This window comes from Brevundimonas sp. EU05-FHT14B11 (genome assembly GCF_058790835.1).
In genome coordinates, this window is the sequence record NZ_JBYTCY010000003.1 from 573,623 (window position 1) to 600,107 (window position 26,485).

The 26,485-nt window shown below is 69.0% G+C and carries 26 protein-coding genes and 1 tRNA gene; 12 read left to right on the forward strand and 15 right to left on the reverse strand.

The genetic code is table 11. The annotated features are described in order from the left end of the window. Positions 1–108 precede the first annotated feature (108 nt). Both AC3WRV_RS16145 and AC3WRV_RS16150 read left to right on the forward strand, forming a co-directional pair. Positions 109–2,634 (forward strand): TonB-dependent receptor, encoded by a 2,526-nt coding sequence (locus AC3WRV_RS16145; protein WP_492314043.1) that lies wholly within the window; start codon positions 109–111, stop codon positions 2,632–2,634. Next, complete coding sequence (locus AC3WRV_RS16150) at positions 2,607–3,773, forward strand: cytochrome-c peroxidase (protein WP_492314044.1); 1,167 nt, start codon at positions 2,607–2,609, stop codon at positions 3,771–3,773. Before AC3WRV_RS16145 ends, AC3WRV_RS16150 begins: the two co-directional genes overlap by 28 nt. A gap of 59 nt (positions 3,774–3,832) precedes the next feature. On the opposite strand, the gene AC3WRV_RS16155 is transcribed toward AC3WRV_RS16150, so the two are convergent. From AC3WRV_RS16155 to arsC, 3 genes are all read right to left on the reverse strand, one after another. Beyond that, positions 3,833–4,606, reverse strand: coding sequence for an energy transducer TonB family protein (locus AC3WRV_RS16155; RefSeq protein ID WP_492314045.1), 774 nt, complete (start codon positions 4,604–4,606; stop codon positions 3,833–3,835). 98 nt (positions 4,607–4,704) lie between these two features. Then, entirely contained in the window at positions 4,705–5,166 is a 462-nt protein-coding gene (locus AC3WRV_RS16160) for a hypothetical protein (RefSeq protein ID WP_291839174.1), read from the reverse strand. Between the two features lie 65 nt (positions 5,167–5,231). After that, complete coding sequence (gene arsC / locus AC3WRV_RS16165) at positions 5,232–5,591, reverse strand: arsenate reductase (glutaredoxin) (RefSeq protein WP_492314046.1); 360 nt, start codon at positions 5,589–5,591, stop codon at positions 5,232–5,234. An 80-nt stretch (positions 5,592–5,671) separates the two neighbouring features. Here arsC and AC3WRV_RS16170 point away from each other — a divergent pair, with 80 nt between their 5' ends. The 5 genes from AC3WRV_RS16170 (at position 5,672) to AC3WRV_RS16190 (ending at position 11,112) form a co-directional block, all read left to right on the forward strand. Next, a complete protein-coding gene (locus tag AC3WRV_RS16170) occupies positions 5,672–6,931 on the forward strand; it encodes a multidrug effflux MFS transporter (protein ID WP_291839167.1) in 1,260 nt (419 codons plus the stop codon). Positions 6,932–7,022: 91 nt separating this feature from the next. Continuing rightward, positions 7,023–8,963: a M1 family metallopeptidase gene (locus AC3WRV_RS16175; RefSeq protein WP_492314047.1), complete on the forward strand. Its 1,941-nt coding sequence runs from the start codon at positions 7,023–7,025 to the stop codon at positions 8,961–8,963. A gap of 238 nt (positions 8,964–9,201) precedes the next feature. Further along, the gene (gene hppD / locus AC3WRV_RS16180) at positions 9,202–10,287 is read left to right on the forward strand and encodes a 4-hydroxyphenylpyruvate dioxygenase (protein WP_291839162.1); all 1,086 of its coding nucleotides are present in this window, start codon (positions 9,202–9,204) and stop codon (positions 10,285–10,287) included. Then, complete coding sequence (locus tag AC3WRV_RS16185; protein ID WP_291839156.1) at positions 10,288–10,476, forward strand: hypothetical protein; 189 nt, start codon at positions 10,288–10,290, stop codon at positions 10,474–10,476. 18 nt (positions 10,477–10,494) lie between these two features. Continuing rightward, positions 10,495–11,112, forward strand: coding sequence for a hypothetical protein (locus AC3WRV_RS16190; RefSeq protein ID WP_492314048.1), 618 nt, complete (start codon positions 10,495–10,497; stop codon positions 11,110–11,112). 14 nt (positions 11,113–11,126) lie between these two features. Here the strand turns inward: AC3WRV_RS16190 and AC3WRV_RS16195 are convergent, their stop codons facing one another. The 3 genes from AC3WRV_RS16195 to AC3WRV_RS16205 are packed head-to-tail and all read right to left on the reverse strand — an operon-like array spanning position 11,127 to position 16,559. Next, the gene (locus AC3WRV_RS16195; protein WP_492314049.1) at positions 11,127–14,411 is read right to left on the reverse strand and encodes an error-prone DNA polymerase; all 3,285 of its coding nucleotides are present in this window, start codon (positions 14,409–14,411) and stop codon (positions 11,127–11,129) included. Continuing rightward, positions 14,408–16,000, reverse strand: coding sequence for a Y-family DNA polymerase (locus AC3WRV_RS16200; protein WP_492314050.1), 1,593 nt, complete (start codon positions 15,998–16,000; stop codon positions 14,408–14,410). The genes AC3WRV_RS16195 and AC3WRV_RS16200 overlap by 4 nt, the downstream gene beginning before the upstream one ends. Continuing rightward, positions 15,906–16,559 carry a hypothetical protein gene (locus AC3WRV_RS16205; RefSeq protein WP_492314051.1) on the reverse strand — a complete coding sequence of 218 codons (654 nt, stop codon included), beginning with the start codon at positions 16,557–16,559 and terminating at the stop codon, positions 15,906–15,908. Before AC3WRV_RS16205 ends, AC3WRV_RS16200 begins: the two co-directional genes overlap by 95 nt. A 214-nt stretch (positions 16,560–16,773) precedes the next feature. On the opposite strand from AC3WRV_RS16205, the gene AC3WRV_RS16210 reads away from it, so the two are divergent. Continuing rightward, complete coding sequence (locus tag AC3WRV_RS16210) at positions 16,774–17,883, forward strand: N-acetyltransferase (RefSeq protein WP_492314052.1); 1,110 nt, start codon at positions 16,774–16,776, stop codon at positions 17,881–17,883. Between the two features lie 13 nt (positions 17,884–17,896). Here AC3WRV_RS16210 and mscL read toward each other — a convergent pair whose 3' ends face one another. The 7 genes from mscL to aroA form a co-directional block, all read right to left on the reverse strand. After that, a complete protein-coding gene (gene mscL, locus AC3WRV_RS16215) occupies positions 17,897–18,310 on the reverse strand; it encodes a large-conductance mechanosensitive channel protein MscL (RefSeq protein ID WP_291835088.1) in 414 nt (137 codons plus the stop codon). A gap of 11 nt (positions 18,311–18,321) precedes the next feature. Then, positions 18,322–18,606, reverse strand: a complete 285-nt coding sequence (locus AC3WRV_RS16220) for an integration host factor subunit beta (protein ID WP_291835090.1) — start codon at positions 18,604–18,606, stop codon at positions 18,322–18,324. Positions 18,607–18,850: 244 nt separating this feature from the next. Next, complete coding sequence (gene rpsA / locus AC3WRV_RS16225; RefSeq protein WP_291835092.1) at positions 18,851–20,554, reverse strand: 30S ribosomal protein S1; 1,704 nt, start codon at positions 20,552–20,554, stop codon at positions 18,851–18,853. Positions 20,555–20,715: 161 nt separating this feature from the next. Then, a complete protein-coding gene (cmk, locus tag AC3WRV_RS16230; protein WP_291835094.1) occupies positions 20,716–21,366 on the reverse strand; it encodes a (d)CMP kinase in 651 nt (216 codons plus the stop codon). Next, positions 21,363–21,647: a hypothetical protein gene (locus AC3WRV_RS16235; protein WP_291835097.1), complete on the reverse strand. Its 285-nt coding sequence runs from the start codon at positions 21,645–21,647 to the stop codon at positions 21,363–21,365. The genes cmk and AC3WRV_RS16235 overlap by 4 nt, the downstream gene beginning before the upstream one ends. Continuing rightward, positions 21,644–21,913 carry a hypothetical protein gene (locus tag AC3WRV_RS16240; protein WP_492314053.1) on the reverse strand — a complete coding sequence of 90 codons (270 nt, stop codon included), beginning with the start codon at positions 21,911–21,913 and terminating at the stop codon, positions 21,644–21,646. Before AC3WRV_RS16240 ends, AC3WRV_RS16235 begins: the two co-directional genes overlap by 4 nt. Beyond that, the gene (gene aroA, locus AC3WRV_RS16245) at positions 21,910–23,205 is read right to left on the reverse strand and encodes a 3-phosphoshikimate 1-carboxyvinyltransferase (RefSeq protein WP_492314096.1); all 1,296 of its coding nucleotides are present in this window, start codon (positions 23,203–23,205) and stop codon (positions 21,910–21,912) included. The genes AC3WRV_RS16240 and aroA overlap by 4 nt, the downstream gene beginning before the upstream one ends. 246 nt (positions 23,206–23,451) lie before the next feature. On the opposite strand from aroA, the gene AC3WRV_RS16250 reads away from it, so the two are divergent. From AC3WRV_RS16250 to AC3WRV_RS16265, 4 genes are all read left to right on the forward strand, one after another. Next, the gene (locus AC3WRV_RS16250) at positions 23,452–23,913 is read left to right on the forward strand and encodes a TIGR02300 family protein (protein WP_291835103.1); all 462 of its coding nucleotides are present in this window, start codon (positions 23,452–23,454) and stop codon (positions 23,911–23,913) included. Positions 23,914–24,093: 180 nt separating this feature from the next. Then, positions 24,094–24,169, forward strand: a tRNA-Ala gene (locus AC3WRV_RS16255). A 161-nt stretch (positions 24,170–24,330) separates the two neighbouring features. Then, entirely contained in the window at positions 24,331–24,750 is a 420-nt protein-coding gene (locus AC3WRV_RS16260) for an Hsp20 family protein (protein ID WP_291835106.1), read from the forward strand. Positions 24,751–24,832: 82 nt separating this feature from the next. After that, on the forward strand, positions 24,833–25,093 hold the full coding sequence (locus AC3WRV_RS16265) for a DUF1150 domain-containing protein (RefSeq protein ID WP_291835108.1): 261 nt from the start codon (positions 24,833–24,835) through the stop codon (positions 25,091–25,093). A gap of 48 nt (positions 25,094–25,141) precedes the next feature. On the opposite strand, the gene AC3WRV_RS16270 is transcribed toward AC3WRV_RS16265, so the two are convergent. Together AC3WRV_RS16270 and hpf are read right to left on the reverse strand one after the other, a co-directional pair. Beyond that, positions 25,142–25,609 carry a PTS sugar transporter subunit IIA gene (locus AC3WRV_RS16270; RefSeq protein ID WP_492314054.1) on the reverse strand — a complete coding sequence of 156 codons (468 nt, stop codon included), beginning with the start codon at positions 25,607–25,609 and terminating at the stop codon, positions 25,142–25,144. Positions 25,610–25,683: 74 nt separating this feature from the next. After that, a complete protein-coding gene (hpf, locus tag AC3WRV_RS16275) occupies positions 25,684–26,349 on the reverse strand; it encodes a ribosome hibernation-promoting factor, HPF/YfiA family (RefSeq protein ID WP_492314055.1) in 666 nt (221 codons plus the stop codon). Between the last annotated feature and the right edge of the window lie 136 nt (positions 26,350–26,485).

Consider the following 26,485-nt stretch of genomic DNA (forward strand, 5'->3'; position numbering starts at 1 on the left):
CGTGCCCAAGCGTGGCTTTGTCGTCGCGGTCATTGATAATGATTTGCAAATTCATTTGATCGCGGATAACCGACCCGCCCAGTCAGTTTGCGGGGTGCATCCATGGTCATGCGTCATCTTCTTTCGTCAGCGGCTGCGGTCGCCCTGCTGGCCCACGCTGGCGGCGCGGCGGCCCAAGCAGCGCCGCAGACGCCGCCCAAGCCCATCCCTACCGTGGTCATCGACGACTCCGGCGCCGCCCCCGCCGCGCCGGTCTACGGCACGGGCGTGGAGGCCGGGACCACGACCTTGAACCGCGAGGCGGTGGACAGCCGCGCCCCAGGCTCGGGCGACGTCAACAGCCTGTTGCGCATCCTGCCGACGGTTCAGTTCAGCAACTCGGCGGGCGCCGCCAGCCGCGAGTCCCTGCAGGACCTGCGCCCCGAGACCATCTCCATCTCGGGCGGCTCGGTGAACGAGAACCTGTTCGTCCTCGATGGCGTCGGCGTGAACTCCTACATGTACGACGGCGATGAGGGTGCGGGCGACTTCACCGGCTTCGGCGTCGCCGCCGCCTCGGCCCAGACCCATTGGGTCGACGCCAGCCTGGTCGGCGAGCTGACGGTGCGGGATTCCAACATCTCGGCCCGCTACGGCGACTTCACCGGCGGCGTCGTCGAGATCGCCACCCGCGCCCCGTCGCACGTGTTCGGCTTCGAAACCTACTACGGCCTGACCAGCGACGGCATGGCCGAGTACCGGGTCTCCGACCTGGCCCGCACCGCCATCGGATCGGGCGCCATGCCCGCCACGCCCGAGTTTGAGAAGGAGCGCTTCGGCTTCAGTGCGGACCTGCCGGTCAACGAACGGCTGCGCCTGCTGGCAGGCTATAACCGCAGCACCTCGACCGTCACCAACTTCCCCGGCAACAACTATCTGGCCTACGGCGCGTTCAACCTGCGCAGCAAGGGCGAGAACGTCCTGCTGAAGGCCGAATACGATCTCGCCGACACGGTGACCCTGACCGGCCAGGTCAACTACACGCCCTATGAGAGCCAGGCCCGCCAGACCAACACCGCCTACGACAACCTGATCACCTCCAACGGCGGCGGACTGACCGCCCGGATCGGGCTGGACGGCGAGCGCGGGACCGCGGCCTGGAGCCTCGACCTGACCTATGCGAACACGGACAACACCCGCGACGCGCCGTGGGGCACGTTCAACATCTCGACCGCCGCGCCGGGCATGGCGGGGTGCTCCGCCACGACGTCCTGCACCATCGGCGCGGCGGGGGACTTCATCCAGGAGCAGGACGACATCCGCCTGAGGGGCGACTGGGCGCAACCGCTCGGCCTCGGAAACCTGTCCGTCGGCTTCGAGGTCTCCAATATGAAGGCGCACCGTGAGCGGCCGCAGGAGCTGATCTCGCACCTGACCAGCAACATCAGCGTCAACACCGTCTGCGTGAAGGGCGAGAGCCTGGCCTGCCGCAACGGCTCCTACGCCCTGACGACCCAGCTGCGCTACGGCGCCTTCGACGCCCGGGCCGAGATCAACGCCTACGCCCTGTGGGCCGAGTACCAGGTCGATCTGGCCGGCTTCGACGTCCGCGCGGGCCTGCGCTACGACCACGAGGACTTCCTCGACAATCACAACATCGCGCCGCGCCTGTCCGTCTCCCGCGACCTGCCCTGGGCCGGAATGAACCTGACCGCGGGCCTGAACCGCTACTATAACCGCAGCTTCGTCGGCTACGCCCTGCGCGAGGGCGCCGGGGTGACGCGCACCTACACCCGCACCCCCACCATCGTCGGAACCGAGCGCCGCTGGAGCGACAACTGGATCCTGAGCAGCCACACCGACAGCAACCGCTATTCGGGTCTCGGCCTGGACACTCCGCATTCGGACGAAGCCACCCTGGCCCTCACCGGACCGCTGGCCTGGATCGGCGGCGAGTACCGGATCAAGGGCGTGCTGCGCGACACCCGCGACATGATCGCGCGCTCGGTCCGCACCACCGAAATCTACGACCGCGAGACCGGCACGACGGCCACCCGCAGCGTCTACACGGCCACCAATGACGGCGAGCGCAGCTACCGCGGCCTGTCGCTGGAATACACGCGCCGCTTCGGGGACGACCACACGCTCACGATGAGCACCAACTTCTCCCACACCGACGCGACCAACCTCAGCTATTTCACCATGGCCGACGAGGTCGAGCTGTCCGGCCAGAAGGTCTTCTACAACGGCCAGGTCGTGGATCTCCTGGAAGCCATCGCCGACAACCAGCTGCAGGACTACGCCTCTCCCTTCATCCTGAACGGGGACTGGAGCGCGCGCTGGTTCGACGGACGCGTGCGCACCAACGTCAACGCCCGCTACCGCGAGGGCTACCAGCGGGTCGCCGACACCGGCGTCAACACCACCGTCGGCGGCGTCAGCTATGACGTCTACGGCAAGGTCGACATCAAGGATTCGGTGGACGTGAACCTGTCGACCCAGGTCGACGTGGCCCGCACGGCCTACGGAAGCGTCTCCCTCGATCTCCGGGTCAACAACCTGTTCAACACCGTGCTGAACGACAACTACATTTCGCCGGCGCAGCCGTACCAACTGGGCCGCAATGCATGGGCGTCCGTGAAATTCCGCTACTGAGACACATTCCCTGGCGCGCCGCTCCGGCGTCCGTCGTCCTGGCGATCGGCCTGATCGCCGGGGCCTGGGCGTTCGACAGCGTGCGCGCGCAGGATTCAGCGGCGGTCGTTCGCGCCGTCGTGTCTGAAACGCCCACGACGGAAGACCTGCGCGCCGCCTACGCCGGGGCGCCGGAGACCTGGCCCGCCCCGACCCTGAGGGCCGGCGCGGTCTTCACCGAGTTCGCTCCCCTGCCCCCGCCCATGACCCCAGCGGACAATCCGGTGACGGCCGAGAAGACAGCGCTGGGCCAGCGTTTGTTCGACGATCCGCGCCTGTCGGCCTCGGGCCAGATCGCCTGCGCCTCCTGCCACGCGCGCGAGCTGGGCTTCGCCGACGGCGTGCGCACCTCCTTTGGTCACGACCGCCGGCGCGGCAAGCGCAACGCCCCGTCCGTCGCCCCCGCCGCCTGGATGCCGATCCTGTTCTGGGACGGCCGCGCCGACACCCTGGAGGCCCAGAGCCTGCACCCCCTGGTCGATCCGCTGGAGATGGCCGGCGCCCTGCCCGAGATCGAGGCGCGCATCGCCGCCGACCCGACCTATGCCGAAGCCTTCCGCGCCGCCTTCGGCGACGACCGGGTAACCATCGACCGCATCGCCAAGGCGCTGGCCACCTTCCAGCGCAGCCTGCGTCCGGGCCAGGGCCGCTGGCGGCGGTTCATCGGCGGCGACCGACGCGCGCTCAACGACCAGCAGTTGCGCGGCCTGCACCTGTTCCGCACCAAGGCCGTCTGCGCCAGCTGCCATAGCGGCCCGGCGTTCAGCGACGGCCAATTCCACAACCTCGGCCTGACATTCTATGGCCGTGAGCACGAGGATCTGGGGCGCTATCACGTCACCGGACGTCCCCAGGACGTCGGCGCCTTCCGCACCCCCAGCCTGCTGGGCGTCTCGCGCACGGGGCCATGGATGCACAACGGCCTGTTCCCGCTGATGGAAGGCATCGTCCGCTTCTACAATGCTGGCGGAGCGCATCCGCGTCGGCCCGCCGGATCGGAGACTGACCCGATGTATCCGATCACCGATCCGATGCTGGAGCCGCTGAACCTGACCGACGAAGAGATCGACGACCTGGTCGCCTACCTGGAAGCCCTCTGAAGCGAAGTCGGTCGAGTTGGGCGATGTCCAACTCGCTCAAATTTCGCTCCAGGTTGATGCTAGGCGGCGCCCCTGGCCCGGTAGTCGATGTTCACCGTGAAGTCGCGCAGGCTCCAGCGTGCGCCGGGGGCCGGTCGCGGGAAGGGCTGGGAAGCGGCGATCTGGTCCAGCGCCGCCCGGTCCAGCGCCCTGACGCCGCTGGAACGCACCAGACGCAGCCGGTGCACCCGACCGCGGCGATCCAGCTGGAAACTCACAGTCACGACGCCGCGCGCGCCGCCCGGATGGCGCTTGTGGCGTTCGATCCAGGCCAGGACCTCGGCGGACCAAGTGTCGGTGTCGGCCGCCGCGGCGGCGCCCAGCGACTGCCCGCCGCCGCCCTGGGTCGCGCCCGGCGTCGCGGCGTCCGCGGTCACCTGGCCCCGGTCGCCCGCGCGTCCGGGACCCGCCGGGCCGGGCGCGTCGGTGCGGTTGTCATCCGGGCGGCGCGCCTGTTCGGAGGGTTGCGGCTGGACTGAGAGCGGAACGGTCAGCTCCGCCGGAAACACCGCCGGGGTCAGGTGCGCGCGGGGGCGATCCGCGGCCTGGGGCCGCGCGGCGCCCCCGGCCTGGCGCTCGGCCTTCGCCGCGGCGGAGGGCGGCGTCGGCGAGTCGAAGCGGGGCGACGGCATGAGCGTCAGGTTGATCACCGGCGCGGCCCCTCCGATCAGCTCAGGCGCCGCCTGCAGGCCGAACAGCGCCAGCCCGCCCACGTGCGCCGCCGCGACCAGCGCATAGGCCAACACATGCCCGCCCGGCGTGGCGGTCGTGCTCTGGCGGGGGCGGAAGGACATGAACGCCGCGAACCGGGTGAAACAGGGGCTCGTCTAATATCGATAATCACTCGCAAAGACCAGCCAGCGTGGCCTGTTTGCGGCCTGGGCGCCGCCGTTCAGTCTGCCGGACTCCAGCCTTCCTGCACCGGCTCGACGCGGAAGGTGTCGGGCGTCCGGCCCGTGGCGGCGTCCGTCAGGGTCAGCGAACAGCGCGTCCCCGCCTCGTTGGGCGACACAACGTAGCTATGGCCCGCCGCCGGCACGAAGACGAAATGCGAGCCGCAGAAGATCATGGTGACGCCCGCGGTCCGCTCGGTCTGCAACTCGAAATACATCGGGACGCCGGCCGCGATGACCTCGGGCTTGTCATAGGCGAAGAGCAGTCCGCCAGAGATGTTCGCCCGCCGCGACCACTCCGCGTTCGACACCATCAGCTCGGCGTGATCAGCGTCGGTCAGGGCCCCGCGCGTCAGCGCGATATGGGCGGTCGGCGCGCCTTTCGGCGCGACATAGGTCGGCGTGCAGGCGGCTGCGCCCACAGCGGCGATCAGCACGACTGCGGCGATGAGTCTGGACATGTGGTCAATCCCCCGATTGCTCTCTCCGGAGGGTAAGCAGACCGCCGTTCGCCCGGCAAGAAACGCTAGAGAACGTCCAGCACCGTTTCCTTCGGCCGCGCCAGCACCGTGCCCTTCGGCGTGCGGACGAACGGCCGTTCGACCAGGATTGGATGCGCGACCATGGCCGCCAGGATGGCGTCGTCAGAGACGCCCGCCTCCAGCAGGCCCAGTTCGCCGATCAGCGCCCCAGCCGCCTCGCCCTTGGTCCGCATCGCCTCACGCGGGGTCAGTCCCGCCTCGGCCAGCAGCGCCTTCAGCCCCTCGGCCGTCCAGCCGGTCTTCAGGTACTCGATCACCTGCGGATCCTGGCCCGCGTCGCGGATCATCTGCAGCACATTGCGCGAGGTGCCGCAGTTCGGATTGTGGAAGATGGTCACGGTCATGGGCGGCCTTATAGCCACTCCGTCGATCTTTTCACCGCCCACCGGTTGCGATTGTCGCACCCCGACCGCATGTGGCCCCGATGACCTCCCCCACGCCCGACGCCGCCCCGCCCGCCGCCAAGGGCCCGGGGTTCCCCGAGTTCGTCTGCCTGATCGCCATGTTCATGGCGCTGAACGCGCTCGCCATCGATTCCATGCTGCCGGCCCTTCCCAACATCGGCGAGGCGCTCGGCGTAGTCACCGAGAACAGCCGCCAGTGGGTCATCACCGCCTATCTGCTCGGCTTCGGCGGGGCCCAGATCGTGTACGGCCCGCTGGCCGACCGCTATGGCCGCAAGCCGGTGCTGATCGCGGGCCTGCTGATCTATGTCGTCTTCGCCGTCGCCTGCGCCTTCGCCCCGAATTTCGGCCTGCTGATCGCCGCCCGCGTCGCGACCGGCATCGGCGCGGCCGCCACCCGGGTGCTGGCCGTGTCCATCGTGCGCGATCGCTACTCCGGCCGGACCATGGCGCGGGTCATGTCGCTGAGCTTCCTCGTCTTCCTGGGCGTGCCCATCCTGGCGCCGACGGTCGGCCAGCTGATCCTGACCGTCGCGCCCTGGCCTTGGGTCTTCGGCGTGCTGGCTGTGTTCGGGGCGGTCGTCCTGACCTGGGCCGCGATCCGCCTGCCCGAGACCCTGCATCCGGAAGACCGCCTGCCCATCAACGCCCGCCGCATCGCCGGCGCCTTCCGCGAGGCCGTCACCAACCGGGTGTCCATCGGCTACACCCTGGCCATGACCTGCATCACCGGGGCGCTGTTCGGCTTCATCAACTCCAGCCAGCAGATCTTCTACGATGTCTTCAAGGCGCCGGAGCTGTTCACCACCATCTTCGCCGCCATCGCCGGCGGCATCGCGGTGGCCAGCCTGCTGAACTCGCGCTTCGTCGAGAAGCTGGGCTCGCGCCTGATCTCCCACACCGCCCTGCTGGGCTTCATCGCCATGGGCGTGATCCACAGCGCCGTGAACCTGAGCGGCCACGAGTCGATCTGGACCTTCGCCATCCTCCAGGCCCTGACCATGTTCTGCTTCGGCTTCATCGCCGGCAATTTCGGCTCCATGGCCATGGAGCCCATGGGCCATATCGCGGGCACCGCCTCCTCGGCCCAGGGCTTCATCTCCACGATCATCGGTTCGCTGATGGGCTTCGCCATCGGCCAGTCTTTCAACGGCTCGGCCACTCCGATGGCGCTGGGCTTCACGGTCATGGGCGTTCTGGCCCTGGTCTTCGTCCTGATCGCAGAGCGGGGCCACCTGTTCCGCGCCAAACATCTGACGCCCGTCGCGCGCGCCTCTTGATCTTTTCGCTGCGCCGGGGCGTTGTCCGGCCAGCGAAAAGAACACGGCCTCGATACGCCCGAACGGCGGCGGGCCACAGGAAGGACGCACCATGATCCGGACCCTCGGCCTCGTCTCCGCGCTCGCGCTCGCCACCGCCCTGGGAGGATGCGCCATGACCGCTTCCGGCTCCGACATGCCGCCCCTGCCCGCCTCGGCCACCGCGCCGATCCAGTATGTGCGCGACGTCCACTCCTACGCCCGGCCCGAGATCGCCCACGTCCGCCACGTCGCGCTGGACCTGGCCGCGAACTTCCAGACCAACACCCTGTCCGGGACGGCCACCCTCGACATCCAGGGCGTCCCCGGCGCGACCGAGGTCATCCTCGACGTCCGCAACCTCGACATCCGCACCGTCACCGACGGCTCGGGCGCGGCGCTGCAGCACAGCACGGGCCCCTCCGATCCGATCCTCGGCCAGGCCCTGACCATCCGCTTCCCGGCGCTGGCCGCCGGTGCGACGCAGAAGGTCGTGATCGGATATTCGACCCGCCCGGACGCCGCCGCCCTGCAATGGCTGACCCCGGCCCAGACGGCGGGCGGCCGCAAGCCCTATATGTTCAGCCAGGGGCAGGCGATCCTGACCCGCACCTGGGTTCCGACCCAGGACAGCCCCGGCATCCGCCAGACCTGGGACGCCCGCATCGTCGCGCCGGCCGACCTCAAGGTGGTGATGAGCGCCGAGACCCTGACCACGGACGGCGAACCGGTCGAGGGCGGCAAGGCCTGGCGCTTCCGCATGACCAATCCGGTCCCGCCCTATCTGATCGCCGTCGGCGTGGGCGACGTGGACTTCGCCGCGATCGACGAACGCACCGGGGTCTGGACCGAGCCGTCGCGCCTGCGCGCCGCCCACGATGAACTGGTCCCGACCGCCCGCATGGTGGACGTGGCCGAACAGCTCTACGGCCCCTACCGCTGGGGCCGCTATGACCTGCTGGTCCTGCCGCCTTCGTTCCCGTTCGGCGGCATGGAAAACCCGCGCCTGACCTTCGCCACCCCGACCATCATCGCCGGCGACCAATCGCTGGTGTCGCTGGTGGCGCACGAACTGGCGCACAGCTGGTCGGGCAACCTGGTGACCAACGCCACATGGGCCGACTTCTGGCTCAACGAAGGCTTCACGGTCTATTTCGAGAACCGGATCATGGAGGCCCTGTACGGCCCCGACCGGGCGCTGATGCTGCAATCCCTGGGCTGGGGCGACCTGCAGACGACGCTGGCCGACCTGCCGCCCGCCGACACCCGCCTGAAGCTTGAACTCGACGGCCGCGATCCGGACGAGGGCCTGACCGACGTCGCCTACGAGAAGGGCGCCGCCTTCCTGCGCACCATCGAGCGCATCGTCGGCCGCGAGCGCTTCGACGCCTGGCTGAAGGGCTATTTCGAGCGCAACGCCTTCCGCCCGATGACCACCGAACTGTTCCTCCAGGACATCCGCGCGCATCTGGTGACCACCAAGGCGCTGGAAGACCAGATCATGATGGACGCCTGGATCTACCAGCCGGGCATGCCGTCGAACTGGCGGCCGCCGGTATCCAACGCCTTCGTTCCGGTCGATGCGGCGGCGCGGGCCTTCGCCGCCGGCGGCCCGGCCTCGGCCGTTCCGTGGGCGAACTGGTCGACGCAGGAGCGCCAGCGCTTCCTCGCCTGGCGTCCGCCCGTGCCGCCGGCCAGCGGCCGCTGGTTCTCGGACGCCCAGCTCGCCGACCTGGAATCGACCCTGCACCTGAAGACCGAAGGCAACGCCGAGGTCCTGTTCGCCTGGCTGCAGATCGCGGTCCAGCACCGCTACCAGCCCGCCGTGCCGACGCTGGAGCATTTCCTGACCACCCAGGGCCGCCGCAAATTCGTGCTGCCGCTCTTCACCAGCCTGTGGGCCCAGTACGAATGGGGGCGCCCCATCGCCACCCGCATCTACGCCCAGGCCCGTCCCGGCTATCACCCGGTCACGACCAACTCGGTCGACGCCGTCGTGGGCCGGCCGAACTGAGCAAAGCCTCTCCCTCCCCGTCTGGGGAGGGTGGCTCGCGAAGCGAGACGGGTGGGGAACCGAGCGCTCGGATACGAACCCCACCCTGTCGTCTACGCGCCGACATCCCTCCCCACTTCGGGGGAGGGAGAAGGACCCACGAACCTGTGTCCGGCGCCACCTTGGCTTCACCGCCCCGCGACACTAGGTTCCGCCCCACAAGATCGGCCTTCGCCGACACCCCTTCAGGAGACGCCACATGACTGACGCCGCCCGTATCGATCAGGACAATCCCCTCGGCGTCGACGGCTTCGAGTTCGTCGAATTCACCGGCCCCGAGCCCGAGGCCATGGTCGCCCGCCTGGAACTGATGGGCTTCACCCGCACCCACGTGAACCCGGCCAACAACGTCGTCCGCCTAAAGCAGGGCGACATCACCATGCTGGTCAACCTGTCGCCCAAGGGCCAGGCGGGCGAGTTCGCGACCGATCACGGTCCGTCGGCCAACGGCATGGCCTTCCGCGTCGCCGACGCCAAGGCCGCCTTCGAGGGCGCGCTGCAACGTGGCGCCCGCAAGGCCGAAGGCGTCGCCGGCGGCGCGCTGGGGAACGACTACCCCTACATCCTGCAGGGTATCGGCGGCTCGCTGCTCTACGTCATCGACCAGTACGGCGAGAACGGCTCGCTCTACGACGCCTGGGACGAGATCGAGGGCTGGGAAGAGGCCGAGCGCAAGAATTCGATGGGTCTCGAGATCCTGGACCACCTGACCCACAACGTGCGTCGCGGCGAGATGCGCACCTGGTCAGGCTTCTACGGTTCGGTCTTCAACTTCGAAGAGCAGAAGTATTTCGACATCAAGGGCAAGGCCACCGGCCTGTTCTCGCAGGCCATGATCGCGCCGGACCGCGCCATCCGCATTCCCCTGAACGAAAGCCAGGACGACAACTCCCAGATCGAGGAGTTCCTGCGTCGCTACAACGGCGAGGGCATCCAGCACATCGCCCTGACGACCGAGAACATCTTCGAGACCGTCGAGGCCATGAAGGCGCGCGGCGTGGCCTTCCAGGACACGATCGAGACCTATTTCGAACTGATCGACAAACGCCTGCCCAACCACGGCGAGGACGTGGAGCGGATGCGCAAGAACCGCATCCTGATCGACGGTTCGGACGAGGAAGGCCTGCTGCTGCAGATCTTCACCCAGGACACCTTCGGTCCGATCTTCTTCGAGATCATCCAGCGCAAGGGCAACGAGGGTTTCGGCAACGGCAATTTCCAGGCCCTGTTCGACTCGATCGAGCTGGACCAGATCCGTCGCGGCGTCATCAAGGTCGATGCCTGAATGAAGGTGCGGCCGCCCCACTGGCTACCCTGGCTCGGCCCGCTCCTCGCGGCCGTGGTCGGGGCGCTGGCGGGCGAGTTCTGGCTGGGCGGCGGCTTCTGGACGGTGCTGGCCGCGGCCCTGATCTGCGGCTTCGCCCCCATCATCGGCTACCGCATCTGGAAGTGGCGCTGGCACCGTAAGGGGTAGTCTTTAGCGGGGGGCCGCATGATCCGCTGGATTGCTCTGGGCGCATTGTGTGCGTTGACCGCTTGCGGGCGAGAAGAACCGCTGCCCGTCGGTGTGAAGCGGCCACAGGCCGCCGCGGCCTGTCAGGTTCCCACGCCATCGGGCTTGGCCGCGGACAGTCTCTATCGGCTGGCGCAGGAACTTGACGCATCCGTCTGTGAAGAGGCGCAGGGTTCGACCTTCATCTTCCCGGTGAACCAATCATGCGATGAGGAGACGATCGGGCAGACCCCGCAGGCGCGCAGGATCAGCCTCGAAGACGCATCAGCCAAACTCCAGGCCTGCAATCTGGCCGTCGGCGAGCGCCCACCGGCCGGCGCCTTTACCACCCTCATCAAGCTGAAGGACGCGCATCCCTCCGATGGGCGGATCAGGGATGCCGACATCCGCCTGCATGACATCGCGCGGCGGGTCCCACTCGGAGCGGCGAAGCTGCAGATGCAGAACGGCGTGGCCTGCTTCCAGTACGACGACGCGCCGGCCTTCCGCCGCAAGCTCGCAGCGCTCGAACGGTATCTGCCCAAGGGCGCGGTGGTAGAACATCTCGACGGCAGACAGTGCGCGAGCCTGTTGATCCTGCATCGAAGAGCGGCCTGAGGCCTGTTTTCAGCTCAGTGGAAATCCCGCGATCCCGGCAGCACCCGCACATCCCTCGGATGCCGCCCGCGCGTGGGCGCATGGCCTGAGCCCGGGGCCGCGTCGGGGCTCAGATGGCCCAGCATCGGAGTCCAGTCCTCCAGCTGTTCGACGACCAGATGGGTCACCCCCTCGGCGGTCTGCACCTTGCCCCGCGCCAGCACCATCCGCGCGCCCATGGCCACCGGGCGCAGTCGTTCGAAGACGTCGGGCCACAGCACCAGATTGGCGACCCCGGTCTCGTCCTCCACGGTCATGAAGCAGACGCCCTTGGCCGTGCCGGGCCGCTGGCGCACCAGCACCACCCCGCCGACGGCCACCCGCTTGCCGTTCGCCGTTTGCGGATAATCCGCCGCGGTCTGCGCCCCCGCCTGCGCCAGCCGGTCGCGCAGATAGCTGACCGGATGCCCCTTCAGCGACAGGCGCAGGGTCTGGTAGTCGCCCACCACCTCCTCGGACGGCGCCAGTTCGGGCAGGGCCTCGGGCGGGCGGCCGTCGGCCTCGCGCAGGCCCATGGCCTCGAACAGGGGCGCCCCGGCGACCGGCGGCGCCCCACGCGCGGCCCACATCCCCTGCCGGCGGGTCAGCTTCAGCGAGCCGTAGGCGTCCGCCTCGGCCAGCCGGTCCATCGCCGCCGGCGTCAGCCGCGCCCTCAGGCGCAGATCGTCCAGGTCGGCGAACGGCCCCTCGGCCCGCGCCGTCATGATCGCCTCGGCCCAAGCCTTCTTGAACCCGTCGATCGATCGCAGGCCGAGGCGCAGGGCGCGGCGCGTCTCACCCGGCGCCGGTTCCAGCGTGGCGTCCCAGTCGCTCATGTTCACGTCCGGATGGCGCGCCTCGGCCCCATGATCCTTCGCATCCCGAACCAGTTGGGCGGGGGCGTAGAAGCCCATGGGCTGGCTGTTCAGCAGGGCGGCGGCGAAGACCTCGGGATAGTGGTGCTTCATCCACGCCGAGATGTAGACCAGCAGGGCGAAGGAACAGGCGTGGCTCTCCGGGAAGCCGTACTCCCCGAAGCCCTTGATCTGGTCGAAGCAGCTTCGCGCGAAATCCGGGTCGTAGCCGCGCTCGATCATGCGGCTGACGAACCGGGTCTCATGCTCATGGATCGTGCCCATGTGCCGGAAGGTGGCCATGGCCCGGCGCAGGCTGTTGGCCTCCGCGGGCGTATATTTCGCCGCCTGCATGGCGATCCGCATCGCCTGTTCCTGGAACAGCGGCACGCCCAGCGTCTTGTGCAGCACCTGCTTCAGCTCGTCCGCCGGACCATGCTCCGGGGACGGACTGGGATAGTCGATCTCATAGGGCTCGCCCCGCGCCCGCGCCTCGCGCCGTTCCCGACGCCGCTTCAGATAGGGATGGACCATGCCGCCCTGGATCGGCCCCGGCCGGACGATCGCCACCTCCACCACCAGATCGTAGAAGACCTCGGGCCGCAGCCGGGGCAGCATCGCCATCTGGGCCCGGCTCTCCACCTGGAAGACCCCGACGGAATCGCCCTTGCACAGCATGCCGTAGACCTCGGCGTCGTCCTGCGGGACGGTGTGAAGCTGCAGCCGGCGGCCATAGCTGTCCGCGATCATGTCGAAGCCGCGCCTCAGCGCCGTCAGCATGCCCAGGGCCAGCACATCGACCTTCATCAGCTTCAGATGGTCGATGTCGTCCTTGTCCCACTCGATGAAGGTCCGGTCGTCCATGGCCGCGTTGCCGATGGGCACGATCTCCAGCAGCGGCGTCTGGCTCAGCACATAGCCGCCGACATGCTGGCTCAGGTGGCGTGGGAATTTGATGATCTCGGCCGTCAGCTGAAGCGCCAGCCGCATCCGCGCGTCGTCCCGGCTCAGGCCGGTGCGATCGACATGCTCGTCCTTCACCGCATCGCCCCAGGAGCCCCAGACCGTATCCGCCATGCGCGCGGTCACGTCCTCGGTCAGGCCCAGCGCCTTGCCCACGTCGCGGATCGCCGAGCGGGGGCGGTAGTGGATGATGGTCGCCACGATAGCCGCCCGATCCCGGCCATAGCGGCGATAGACGTACTGCATCACCTCCTCGCGCCGCTCGTGCTCGAAATCGACGTCGATGTCCGGCGGCTCGTCCCGGTCGGCCGACATGAAGCGTTCGATCAGCACGTCCTGCTCGGCCGGATTCACATTGGTGACGCCTAGGCAGAAGCAGACCACGGAATTGGCCGCCGACCCCCGTCCCTGGCACAGGATCGGCTTCTCCTGCCCCCGCGCCCAGGCGACGATGTCGTGCACGGTCAGGAAGTAGTTCGGATACTTCAGCAGTTTGATCAGCTTCAGCTCGTCCCGGATCTGGATCCGCACCTTCGGCGGAACGCCTTCGGGCCAGCGTTCCCTCGCGCCCCTGAAGGCCAGGCGCATCAGGCGGCGTTGCGCAGTCCAGCCCTTCGGCACCGGTTCGTCCGGGTACTGATAACTGAGCTCGCGCAGGGAGAAGCTGCAGGCGCGCGCCACCTCCATCGTCCGCTCCAGCGCCGCCTCATGGCCCCGGAACAGGTGGGCCATGCGGGCGGGCGTCTTCAGGTCGCGCTCAGCGTTGGCCCGCAGCCGCCGTCCGGCCTTGTCGATGGTCACGCCCTCGCGGATGCAGGTCAGCACGTCCTGCAGCATGCGCCGGTCGGCGTGGTGATACAGCACCGCATTGGTGGCGATCATCGGCGCGCGCGTGCGCTGGGCCATGGCCGCCAGCCGGTTCAGCCGGCGCCGATCGTCCCCCCGCCACAGGGGCGCGGCGGCCAGGTAGAGATCGTCCGGCCAGGCCGCCCGCCACGCCGCCAACCGGGTCTCGAAGGCGGCGTCGGGCGTCTCCGGCGCGGGGGCCAGGGCGATCATCCCCTCTCCCAGCCCCACGGCCTGTTTGAAGGTCAGCCGGGTCTCGGCCTTCTCGATCCGCTCGCCTTCGGGGTCCGCGCCCGGCTGCGGCACGGCCTCGCTCTTGCCCAGCGACAACAGACGGCACAGGCGGCCATAGGCGGCGCGGTCACGCGGGAAGACGATCAGGGCCGTCCCGTCGGTGAACACCAGCCGCGACCCGATCACCAGCTGCTGCCCGACCTTCTCGGCCTCCATCAGCGCCCGCACCATGCCCGCCAGGGTGTTGCGGTCGGCCACGCCCACGGCGGCGATTCCCAGCGCCTTCGCCTGATGGATGATCTCGCCCGGGTGGGACGCCCCCTCCAGGAAGCTGAAGTTCGTCATCGCCCCCAGCTCGGCGTATTCGCCGTTCCAGACCGTCACGGCAGCACTCCGTGCATCCACCACGACGGCGCGCGACCCTCCTCGCGCCCGTACAGCCCCTCGCGAAACAGCCAGTAGCGCCCGCCTTCGCCATCCTCGACGCGGTAATAGTCACGGGTGCGGACCTCGCGCCCGTCGGGACGGGGCCGCCACCATTCGGGCGACAGCCGCTCCGGCCCCTCCGCCCGCACGACCCGGCGGCTGACCCGGCGCCAGGTGAAGCGCGCGGGCGCCCCCTCGGGCAGGTCGAACAGCGGATCATCGATCGGCTCGGGCGGATCGAGCAGCAGCAGGGGGCGGCGACCGGCCTCCGCCGGGTCCGCCGCCGGAGTCCGGCCCAAGGCGGGGACCAGCCGCTCGGCGCGCTCCGGAATCCAGCTGTCGACCGGTTCGGGCGTCAGCACCCGGTCCTCGCCCAGCCGCGCGGTCAGCCGGTCGATCAGGGCCGCCAGGCTCTCGGCCTGCTTCGCCTCCGCCTCGCTTTCCAGCGCCCCCTGCCGCGCCGCCATGGGCTCGGTCAGGTCGGCGGTCAGCATCAGCGCGTCCAGGCCGAAGCCCAGCTCCAGCCGTCCGAACCCGGCCTCGCGGAACAGCCGCATCCAGATCGGAACCTCGCGCCCCGGTCGTCCCATGCGCACCGACAGCCCGGTCGTCAGCCCATCCGAGCGGAAGCCGGTCAGGGTCAGGGCCTTGGCCCCCTGCCCGTCCCTCTCCAACGCTCGCGTCAGGTCGGCGGCCAGTTCGGGCAGGCGCGCCTCCACGCCCTCGATGTCGCCCAGGGGTTCGGCGAAGGCCTGCCAGACCCGATAGCGGGCGGGCGGGCGCACGGGCGTCAAGGCCTCGCCGACATACCCCCGCGCCTGATCCAGCCGCCGCACCAGGCCGATGGCGTCGCCGTCCCGGAAGCGCCGCGCCAGACCCGCGCGCGGCATGGTGTACAGGCTGCCGATGGTCTTCAGCCCCAGCCGGCGCGCGCCGGTGACGGTGCGGTCGTCCAGCCGCAGCGCCTCGACCGGCAGGTCGGCCAGCAGGTCGGAGACGGTCTCGTCCGTGGCGACCGGATCCCGGCCCTCGCCCCAGCGCGCCAGCGCCCAGGCCGCCCCCGGCGTCGGGGCCAGGGCGACCCGCGCGACCGTCCCCGCCTCGGCCAGCCGGGTTCGGATCTGCGCCAGCAGGGCCGCCTCGCCGCCGAACAGGTGCGCCGCCCCCGTGATGTCCAGGAACAGCCCCTCCAGCCCCTCGCCGGACGGATCGAGACTGACCGACGGCGACCAGCGCTCGGCCCAGACCGCCAGCGCCTCCAGGGCCCGGTCGTCGGCGGCCGTATCGGCGGGCCGGCACAGCAGGTGCGGGATCATAGCCAGGGCGTCGGCCTGGGTCTGGCCCCGCCGCAGGCCGGCGGCGCGGGCGGCCGGATTCAGGGCGTGGATCACCGCCGCGCCCCGACTGTTCTTCAGGATCAGGGCGAACGGGGTCTGCGGGTCCAGGGCGGGGTCAGGCGGCGAGGCCGGACGCCGCGCCCGTTCCAGCGATCGGCGCCGGACCGAAACCGGCCAGTCGATCAGCCAGACGGAGACGATGCGTCTCATCATCCTGCTCCAGCATCCAGGCGCCGGGACGTTCGCCCCGGCCCCGCGTCATCTCCGCGATCAGGCGCGCCTGTCCCGGCGCCCGCGGGTCGTCGGCGTCGGGCGCGGACAGCGCCGCCGACACGCGCCAGCGCCGTCGCGCCGCGCTCAGGCCATCCAGGCTTCGCGGCAGCATCAATCCGGTCGAACCGCCGTCCCGGGCGGCGAAGTCCAGCCGCCGCGTCTGGGCCAGGCTGGCCCCGTCCACCGCCCCCAGCGCCAGCGACACCGCCCCCGACCGCAGGGCCTGCTCCAGCACCCACAGCGCCTCGGCGGCGGTCGACACGGGCGTCAGGATCAGCGCCGTCCCGGCCAGGCCGGGGCCATAGAGTCGGCCATACTCCCCAAACCACGCCCGGGGCGCGGCGATCAGCGCCGGGCGCCCGTCGTCCTCCCGTCGCCGCGAAAGGGCGAACAGAACGGTCGCCGCCATGTCCCGCGGCGTCGACGCGCACGCCTCCTCCAGAGGCGCGGCGGCCTCGGGAAACGGCTCCGGCGATGCGGCGGGAAAGGGGGACATGGCGACCATGAAAGATGAATGTTCATTATTTGTTCTCATCCACGAAGAGTCAAACCGGATTCCGCCCCTCCCGTTCCGGTGGAGACGCATATACCCGTGATTGTAGAACTGGCCCGCTCCCTGCACGTTTACCGCCGTGGAGCGCGCCCCGCTCCCGAAACGATACAGCTCAGCCATGACGCTCAGAGAGATCGTAGAAGCGGATTATCCAAGGGTGCAGGACCTGCACCGCAGCGTGGGCTGGCCGGAACGGTCGCTGGCCGGGTGGCGGTGGCTGCACGCCAACCCGGCCCGGCTGGACATCGGCGCGCCGGCGGGCTGGGTCGCGGACGGCCCCGACGGCGAACCCGCCGCCCACGTCGGCAACCTGATCCAGCGTTTCCGGCTGGGCGGGCGACGACTGCACGGCGCGACGGGCTTCTCGATCATCGTCACGGCCAGCGTGCGCGGGACCAGCCGCCACATGCTGAAGACCTTCACCTCCCAGCCCGATGTCTTCGTCCGCTACACCCTCAACGCCAATTCCACCTCCCAGCCCCTCTACGCTCGCCACGGCATGCTGGCCTGGCCTGAACAGACTCATGCGCTGAAGCTGAGCTGGGTCGTCGATCCCCTGCCCCTGGCCCTCAGTCGCCTGTGGCGGCGGCTGTATGCGGCCGCGCCCCGCGCCGTGTCGGGACTGGGCGAGCAGCTGATGAACGACCGGCTGGGCCGTGTCGCCCGTCCCGCCCTGCCGCCCGGGGTCAGCCTGCTGGCCGATTTCGGCGACGCCTCGCCCTACGCCGCCTTCTGGCAGGCGCTGACGGACGAGGGGCGGCTGCTGGCGGACCGCAGCCCGGAGATCCAGCGGTGGCGTCTGCAGGACCCCGACCTGTCCCAGCGCCCGTTGATACTGGCCTTCGAGCGGGACGGCGCCGTCGTCGCCTACGCCATGGCCATGATGGCCAAGTCGAACATCCTCGAGCCGCCGGTGCTGGAGGTCATCGACCTGGAGGCCCTGCAGCCCCACGCCGACGCGATCCCGGTTCTGATGACGGCCCTGCGCGACGCCGCCCGCGCCATGGGGGCGGCCAAGTTGCGGCTGCCCATGGTCACGCCGCGGGACCTGCTCCGGCTCGGCGACTTCGCCCGCACGGCCCGCCGCGAAGGCGGCTGGGGCCACTGCCACGTCCAGTTTTCAGAGGATGCGCCCGATCCGGCCCTGTGGTCGCCCACGCCCTATGACGGGGACTATGCGATCTGCCTGCGGCCCGTCCCGCTCGAACGCGCGGCGCGCGGCGCACGGGCTCCGAGGGCCGCCCCGGCGACCGCTTCCAAGGCCTAGACGGCTTTCAGGGCTAGGGGCGAGCCTTCAGCTCGTCGCGGATTTCCGCCAGCAGGGCCTCGGTCGGGGTCGGCGCGGCCGGGGCTTCCGGCGCCGCCGCCTGCTCGCGGCGCATCTTGTTCACCAGCTTCACCATCAGGAAGATGACGACGGCGACGATCAGGAACTGGATCACGGTGTTGATGAAGGCGCCGTACTGGATCGCCACCTTCTCGATCTCGGCGGTCGCCGGATTTTCGGGGACCAGCACCCATTCCAGGTTCGAGAAGTCGACCCGGCCCAGCGCCAGGCCGATCGGCGGCATGACTACCTGTTCGACCAGGCTGGTGACGATCTTGCCGAAGGACGCGCCGATGATGACGCCGACCGCCAGGTCGATGACGTTGCCGCGGGCGATGAATTCCTTGAACTCGGTGACCAGTCCCATGGGGCGTCCTGTCAGTCGGTGGCGTTCAGCCGCTCGCGCAGCTCCTTGCCGCTCTTGAAGAAGGGAACCGCCTTAGCGGGCACCTCGACCGACTCGCCGGTGCGCGGATTGCGGCCGGCGCGCGCCGGACGGCCCCGAACGGAAAAGGCTCCGAAACCGCGAAGCTCTACGCGACCGCCGTCGCCCAGCGCCTCGACCATGCGGCCCAGCACGACATTCACGACACGCTCGACCTCAGCATGGGTCAGATGCGTGTTTTCGGCCGCGAGCTTCTCGATCAGCTCGGATTTGATCATGCAGCCCCCGCCCTGTTCAGCCCCAGCCCGTACCCATACGGCTGCATCCAGTCTCGGGATGCAAGCCCACCCTATCTCTCGCGCGCCCGGCGAAAAAGGCCCAACCGTCCGTCAAGCCCGCGAATTGTAGGTTAAAGGACGGAAACCGTACACGAGTTCCGCCGCGCCCTCAGGCTTTGAGCACGAAAAAGGCGGCCGGATCGCTCCGGCCGCCTGATCGTTTTTTCGTCGATGACGAAGAGACTTAGTCCTTGGAGCCGGCCTTTTCGCGCAGGGCGGCGCCCAGGATGTCGCCCAGCGAAGCGCCGGAGTCCGACGACCCGAACTGTTCGATGGCCTCGGCCTCGTCCTTCATTTCCAGGGCCTTGATCGACACCGAGACGCGGCGCGAGGCCTTGTCGATGCCGGTGACCATGGCGTCGACGCGGTCGCCGACCGAGAAGCGCTCGGTGCGCTGCTCGTTGCGGTCGCGCGACAGGTCCGACTTGCGGATGAAGGCGGTCGCCGGAGCGTCGTCTTCACCGAACTTGACCTCGATGCCGCCGGTCTCGATCGCCGTCACGGTGACGGTGATCTGCTGACCCTTCTTGAAGGTGTCGCCTTCCATCGGATCGCCGCCCAGCTGCTTGATGCCCAGCGAGACGCGTTCCTTCTCGACGTCGACGTCCAGGACCTTGGCCTTGACGGTTTCGCCCTTGCGGTAGCGTTGGATGGCTTCTTCGCCCGACACGTTCCAGTCCAGGTCGGACAGGTGGACCATGCCGTCGATGTCGTTGTCTAGGCCGATGAACAGGCCGAACTCGGTGGCGTTCTTGACTTCGCCCTCGACGGTCGAGCCGATCGGGTTGTTGGCGACGAAGGCGTCCCACGGGTTGTCCTGGGCCTGCTTCAGGCCCAGCGAGATGCGGCGCTTGGAGGCGTCGACATCCAGCACGACCACGTCGACTTCCTGCGAGGTCGAGACGATCTTGCCCGGGTGGACGTTCTTCTTGGTCCAGGACATTTCCGAGACGTGGACCAGGCCTTCAACGCCGGCTTCCAGCTCAACGAACGCGCCGTAGTCGGTGATGTTGGTGATGCGGCCCGACATCTTGGCGCCGACCGGATACTTGGCTTCCACGCCGTCCCACGGGTCGGCCTGCAGCTGCTTCATGCCCAGCGAGATGCGCTGGGTGTCCGGGTTGATCTTGACGATCTGGACCTTGACGGTGTCGCCGACGGCGAGGACCTGCGACGGGTGCGAGACGCGCTTCCACGACATGTCGGTGACGTGCAGCAGGCCGTCGATGCCGCCCAGGTCGACGAACGCACCGTAGTCGGTGATGTTCTTGACGACGCCTTCGCGGACTTCACCCTCTTGCAGCTGGCCGACCAGCTCCGTGCGCTGTTCGGCGCGGGCTTCTTCCAGGATGGCGCGACGCGAGACGACGATGTTGCCGCGCGGACGGTCCATCTTCAGGATGGCGAAGGGCTGTTCCTTGCCCATCAGCGGGGCGACGTCGCGCACCGGACGGATGTCGACTTGGCTGCCCGGCAGGAAGGCCGAGGCGCCGCCCAGGTCGACGGTGAAGCCGCCCTTGACGCGGCCGACGATGGTGCCGTTGACCGGCTGGCCGTCGGCGAACACGACTTCCAGGCGGGTCCAGGCTTCTTCGCGGCGAGCCTTGTCGCGGCTGATGACCGCTTCACCCAGGGCGTTCTCGACGCGCTCCAGATAGACTTCGACGTTGTCGCCGAGCTTCGGAATGACGGCGCCTTCGCCGATGCCGAACTCGCGGGCCGGGATGCGGCCTTCGGTCTTCAGACCGACGTCGATGATCAGGATGTCTTTTTCGATGCCGACGACGCGGCCGTGGACGACCTGGCCTTCGCCGAGGTCACGGCCCTGAAGGGTTTCGTCGAGCAGCGCCGAGAAGTCGTCGCGGGTGGGGGTGAGGGTGTCGGTCATGTAACTCTGGGGTTGGAGAAAAAGGCTTGAGCGCGCGACCGAAGGGTCCCGCGCCAAAGAGGGGTTCAGAAGAAAGAGTCAGGTCGTCGGGACGCGAGGCTGAAGCTCAACCAGAGCGCCCGCGGAAGCCGAGGATGGGAGCGTTGGATTTGCGGAACGGGTCAAAGACCGTGTTTCGCGCGCGCCGCCTCGACGATACGGCGGGCCGCATCGAAGGCGGCTTCTATATCCATATCGGTCGTGTCCAGCAAGACGGCGTCGTCGGCCTGCACCATCGGGGCCGCGCCCCGGCCCGCATCGCGCTCGTCGCGGCGGATGATGTCGGCCAGCATGTCCTCGAACGCGATGACGGCGCCCCGCCCGGTCAGCTGCTTCCAGCGGCGGGTGGCGCGCACTTCCGGCGCGGCGGTAACGAACAGCTTGGCCGGGGCCTCGGGGGTGATCACCGTGCCGATGTCGCGCCCGTCCAGCACCGCGCCGCCGGCCTGGGCCGCGAAGGCCTTCTGGAAGGCCAGCAGCGCCGCGCGCACGCCGGTGAAGCCCGCGATCCGGCTGGCCGCCTCGCCGGCCTCGCCGCTGGTCAGGCGCTCGGTGTCGGTCAGGTCGCCGGCGTCCAGCGCCCGGGCGACCGCTTCCGCCGCCGCCTCGTCGTCCAGCGACTTGCCCGCATCCAGCAGGCCGACGCCCACGGCGCGGTACAGCAGGCCGGTGTCGAGGTGCGGCAGGCCGTACTCGGCCGCCAGCCGCGCGGCGATGGTGCCCTTGCCCGAGGCGGCGGGTCCATCGACGGCGATGATGAAGTTCCTGCTCAAGATCGACGATGCTCCATGGCTTGCCGCCAGCCGACGTAGGCCAGAAAGAGGGTGAAGCCTACCGCCGCCAGCAGCGCGGCGCAGAAGAAGGCGAATACGGCCCAGTACGCCAGGGGGTTGTCGGCCAGATGCAGCGACGGCCCCCGGCGGCCGGGTATCACGCCTCTGTCCAGAATGACCAGCAGCTCCGATCCGCCCCGCCAGCACCCCACGCCCATCAGCGCCGCGAGGATCCAGGTCGTCACGGCCTTGAAAGACCGCCGCATGAACGCACGGCTCACGTCCAGTCCTTCCAGCGGACCAGCACAAGGACCGCGAAGGCCGCCAGGCCAAGCCACAACAGGCAGGCCAGGCCGTTCAGGGCCAGTGTCGAATAGTAGAAGAAATCGCCCTCGATCCTCAGATGAACCGCGCCGTGCTTGCCGGTCACCATGCCGGTGGCGATCCCTCGCCACACGACCCAGGCCGTCCAGCCGGCCCCGCCCAGACAGGTCAGGAGCCCCAGGATCGCAACGCCGCGAGAAAAGACCTCGCGCAGCGCCTTCATTCGATCAGACCGCCCAGACCGTTCATCATCTCCACGAAGCCCGGGAAGCTGGTGGCGATCATGCCGGGTTCGTCAACGGCGACGGCCTGATCGGCGGCCAGGCCCAGCACCAGATGGCTCATGGCGATGCGGTGATCGTGGGCGGTGTGGACGGTCGCGCCGCCCGCAACGGGGCCGCCGGTGACGATGAAGCCCTCGGGCTCTTCCTCAACAGCCACGCCGCAGGCGCGCAGGCCGGCGACCATGAGGGCGATGCGGTCGCTTTCCTTGACCCGCATCTCGCCGACGCCGCGCATCACCGTCTGGCCCTCCGCGAAGGCGGCGGTGGCGGCCAGGATCGGGTATTCGTCGATCATCGAGGCGGCGCGATCCTCAGGAACCACCACGCCCTTCAGCGCCGAGTGGCGGGCGGTGACGTCGCCGACCTCCTCGCCCCCGGCCATGCGGCGGTTGGCGATGGTCAGGTCCGCGCCCATCTCGCGCCAGGTGTCGAACAGGCCGGTGCGCAGCGGGTTCAGCATCACGCCCTCGACCGTGACCTCGGAGCCCGGAACGACCAGCCCCGCCGCCAGCGGGAAGGCCGCAGAGGACGGATCCCCCGGCACCGCCACGGCGGTTCCGGTCAGCCGTTGGCCGCCTTTCAGCGAGATCTTCCAGCCGTCGCCCCGCGCCTCGACCCCGACCTCGGCGCCGAAGGCGCGCAGCATCCGCTCGGTGTGGTCGCGGCTCTTCTCCGGCTCGGTGACCGTGGTGACGCCCTCGGCGTTCAGACCCGCCAGCAGGATGGCCGACTTGATCTGGGCCGAAGCGACCGTCTGCACATAGTCGATGGCGGTCAGCCCGCCCCCCGACAGCTCGACCGGCAGCCGGTCCTCGGCGGCCTGCCAGCGGAACCGCGCGCCCATGTCGGCCAGCGGCCCCGTGACCCGCTTCATCGGCCGCTTCCGCAAGCTGCCGTCGCCGTCGAAGGTCGCCGTGACGGGATAGCCGGCGGCCGCCCCCATCAGCAGGCGCACGCCCGTTCCGGCGTTGCCGCAGTCGATGACGCCGTCCGGCGAGCGGAAGCCGCCCTGCCCGGTCACGCGCCAACGGCCCTGCCCCAGACGCTCGACCGTCGCGCCGAACGCCTCGGCGGCCCGGGCCGTGGCCAGGATATCGTCGCCTTCCAGCAGCCCCTCGACCTCGGTCACGCCGGTCGCCATGGCGCCGAAGATCATCGTCCGGTGCGACATGCTCTTGTCGCCGGGAGCGCGCACGGCGCCCTTCAGCGCGGGGCTGCGGCGGGCGGTCAAATGCGTGAAGTTCGTCACCCGGCGGTCTCCAAAGGGCAGGGATGGCGCGGGCGTACGGCCATTTTTGCTTCAGGTCTGAAGGGCCTGAATCCAGAAAATGGCCCAAGTCTAAAGTCCGGCGAAATCTGAGTTCGGGAGCGCGCAGCGCTCTCGAACCGATTTCGCCGAGGAGATGGCTTTTGACAGCGGCTCCCAAGGGTGGCAAGGGAGCCGCCCGAATTCCCCCCTACCGTGAGAGGCGCCCCCGTGGCTAATCCCGAACTGGGCCAAAAGCAGGTCTGTCCGAACTGCCAGGCCAAATTCTACGACCTGAACCGCCGACCGGCTCACTGCCCGAAGTGCGGAACCGACTTTGATCCGGAAGAAGCGCTGAAGCTGCGCAACCGCCGCGGCCGCCCGGCCGGCTATCCGGCGGACGACGAGGCCGAGGATCAGGTCAAGGACAAGAAGGTCGACGGCGACGAAGACGAGGAAGAAGACGTCAAGACGCCGGAGATCGACGAGGAAGGCCACGAGCCGATCCTGACCCCCGACGACGAGGACGAAGCCGTCGTCGATCCGACCGAGGAATCGGGCATGGGCGAAGCCGTCGAAGACGACGACGTCCTGGCCGACGACGACGATGACGACTCGGTTCCGTTCATCGAGGACGAGGACGACGACTCCTTCGAAGACGAAATCGGCAAGCCGTCGTCCGACGAGGACTGACGAAATTCCGGGCGGATCGGCAGCGTTCGATCCGCCCGGAAATCGCCTTCCGAACAGCGTTCGAAAAAGGCGAAAATAAATGGTGGAACCGGGCTTGATCACCAAACGGCCCTGACATAGGTTCCGCCGCCTCGCCGGGGGCCAACACCAACACCTCGGCGGACTGACCGGCAACGGTTCGGGGCTTTAGCTCAGTTGGTAGAGCGCTTGCATGGCATGCAAGAGGTCAGCGGTTCGACTCCGCTAAGCTCCACCATGAAGGCCCCGCGGGAAACCGCGGGGCCTTCTCCAATTCCGGCCCTGGTCAGCGTGAGCCGTTGCACTGCCGGGCGTCCGGTCCCATCTATCCTTCAGCCGGCGCCCTGCCGATCTCGGGGGGCGTGGACGGCGCGAATGCCTGCTTCGGGGGCTTGAGACATGACGACGCGCACCATCCTGTTCGACAGCCCCTTCCTGCTGGGCTTCGACCATACCCGGGCCCTGATCGACCGCGCCCAGCGGGCGGCGGCCGACAGCTACCCGCCCTATAATGTCGAGCAGCGCGGCGAGCGGTCGGTGCGCATCACCCTGGCGGTGGCGGGCTTCGGCCCGGACGACCTGGCGATCACCATCGAAGGCCGCCAGCTGACCGTCGCCGGCAAGCGCGAGGACGCCGGCAAGGCCGATCAGGCCTTCCTGCATCGCGGCATCGCCGGTCGCGGCTTCGTCCGCAGTTTCGTGCTGGCGGACGGGCTGGAGGTCGACGAGGCCCGCCTGGAGCATGGCCTGCTGCACGTCGACATGAGCCGCCCCGAGGACCTTCCCGTCCTGCGGCGCATCCCCATCACGACGGGTTGAACCCGTTGTTTCTCCGGCCGCCGCTTTCGGGGCCGAACCCAAGCGCCGCACAGGCGTTAGCTGAACGTAAGGAGGCGGTCGCATGACGCCCGAACTGAAGATGACCCGACAGGACTTCGCCGAACTGGGCGCCCCCGACCTCGTCTATGTGCGCGAGATCCGCGCCGCCGACGTGATGGCCGATACGCCCGCGACGGCGATCCAGGGCCTGTCCGTGGATCCGGAAGCCACCCTCTACGCCGTGCACGGCGCCGACGGCGAGCGCCTGGCCATCATGACGGACCGCGAGACCGCCTTCGCCACCGCCGTGGCCCACGAACTGGAGCCGGTGTCGGTCCACTAGACCCACCGCCAACCCAAACCGAACTCAACGAAGAAGCGAAGGCCGCCGTCAGGCGGCCGTGGCCGGGACTTGGTCGCGCACGAACAGGGCGCGGATGGCGTCGGTCGTGTGGGCTTGGCGCAGCTGCTCGCGCATTTCCGACGAGCGCAGGGCGCGCGAGACGGCGGCGAGGGCCCGCAGGTGCTCCGCGCCGTCGCTGGGTGGGGCGAACAGGGCGAACAGGAGGTCCACGGGACGGTCGTCCACCGAGCCGTAGGCCACGGGCGTATCCAGACGCACGAAGACCGCCGTCACCCGGCTGACGCCTTCCAGCCGGGCGTGCGGAACCGCGACGCCCGAACCGAGACCGGTGGAGCCCAGCGCCTCGCGCTCCAGCAGAGCTTCGAGCACGCGCGCCTCGGACATGCCGAGGGCCTGTGCGGCGGCGTCCGCCACCACATGAAGAGCCTGGCGCTTCGACGACGCGCCGCTGCGCAGAACGACACCGCCGTCCGCCAGCAAATCACCGATGTCCATTGGAACCCCGACTCTACTCGATCATCCCGGGTGGGCGGGCGCCCTTTAGAGCACCCGCCCCCTTGTGGGAAGCACTATGACGTACGACCGTTTACCGAACCGTGTCCGTTGAGCGAGACGGCCTTCCGCTCAGGGTCGATCCAGCCCACGTTTCCATCCGGGCGGCGGTAGACCACCGAGATGCCGCCGTGGGCGGCGTTGCGGAAGACGACGACCGGGTAGCCGGTCATATCCAGCTCGGCCACGGCGCGGCCGACGGTGATGGTGCGGATCTCGGTTTCGGTCTCCGCGATGACCATGCCGACGGGCGGCGGCTCATCCGGCGCGCCGGCTTCGCCGAAGGTGTCGTCCTCGACCTCGTCCGGATTGCGCAGGACAATGCTGCGGGCGACTTCGCGGGCGGCGTCCTCGGTCTTCTCCGGAGAGAGACGCTTGGGCCCGATGTGGTGATCCTTCAGGCGGCGCTTGTAACGACGGACCCGCTTCTCGAGCTTGTCGAGCGAGTCCGAGAAGGCGCCGTGGGCGTCTCCGCCGAGTCCGGTGGTGACGATAGCCTGCCCCGACGCAAGGCGGACCCAACAGTCCACCTTGAAGCCGTGACCGTCCTTCGACACCACGACCTCGGCGTTTTCAGCACCGCGTTCGAAGTATTTTCCGATCCCGTCTTCGAGTTCCTGGGAGATGCGCGAGCCTAACGCTTCGCCGACATCTACGTGCTTGCCGCTGACCTGGACTTGCATGTCGATAGAACGCGACCGAACCGGATTGGTGTCAACGAAGAACAAGGAAATCGACAGTCACGCTTGCGCGATTGGTCGCACTCTTTTTTGGGCCGCGGATCGTCGGCCCTTCGGCACCTTCCGGCCCGACGCGGCC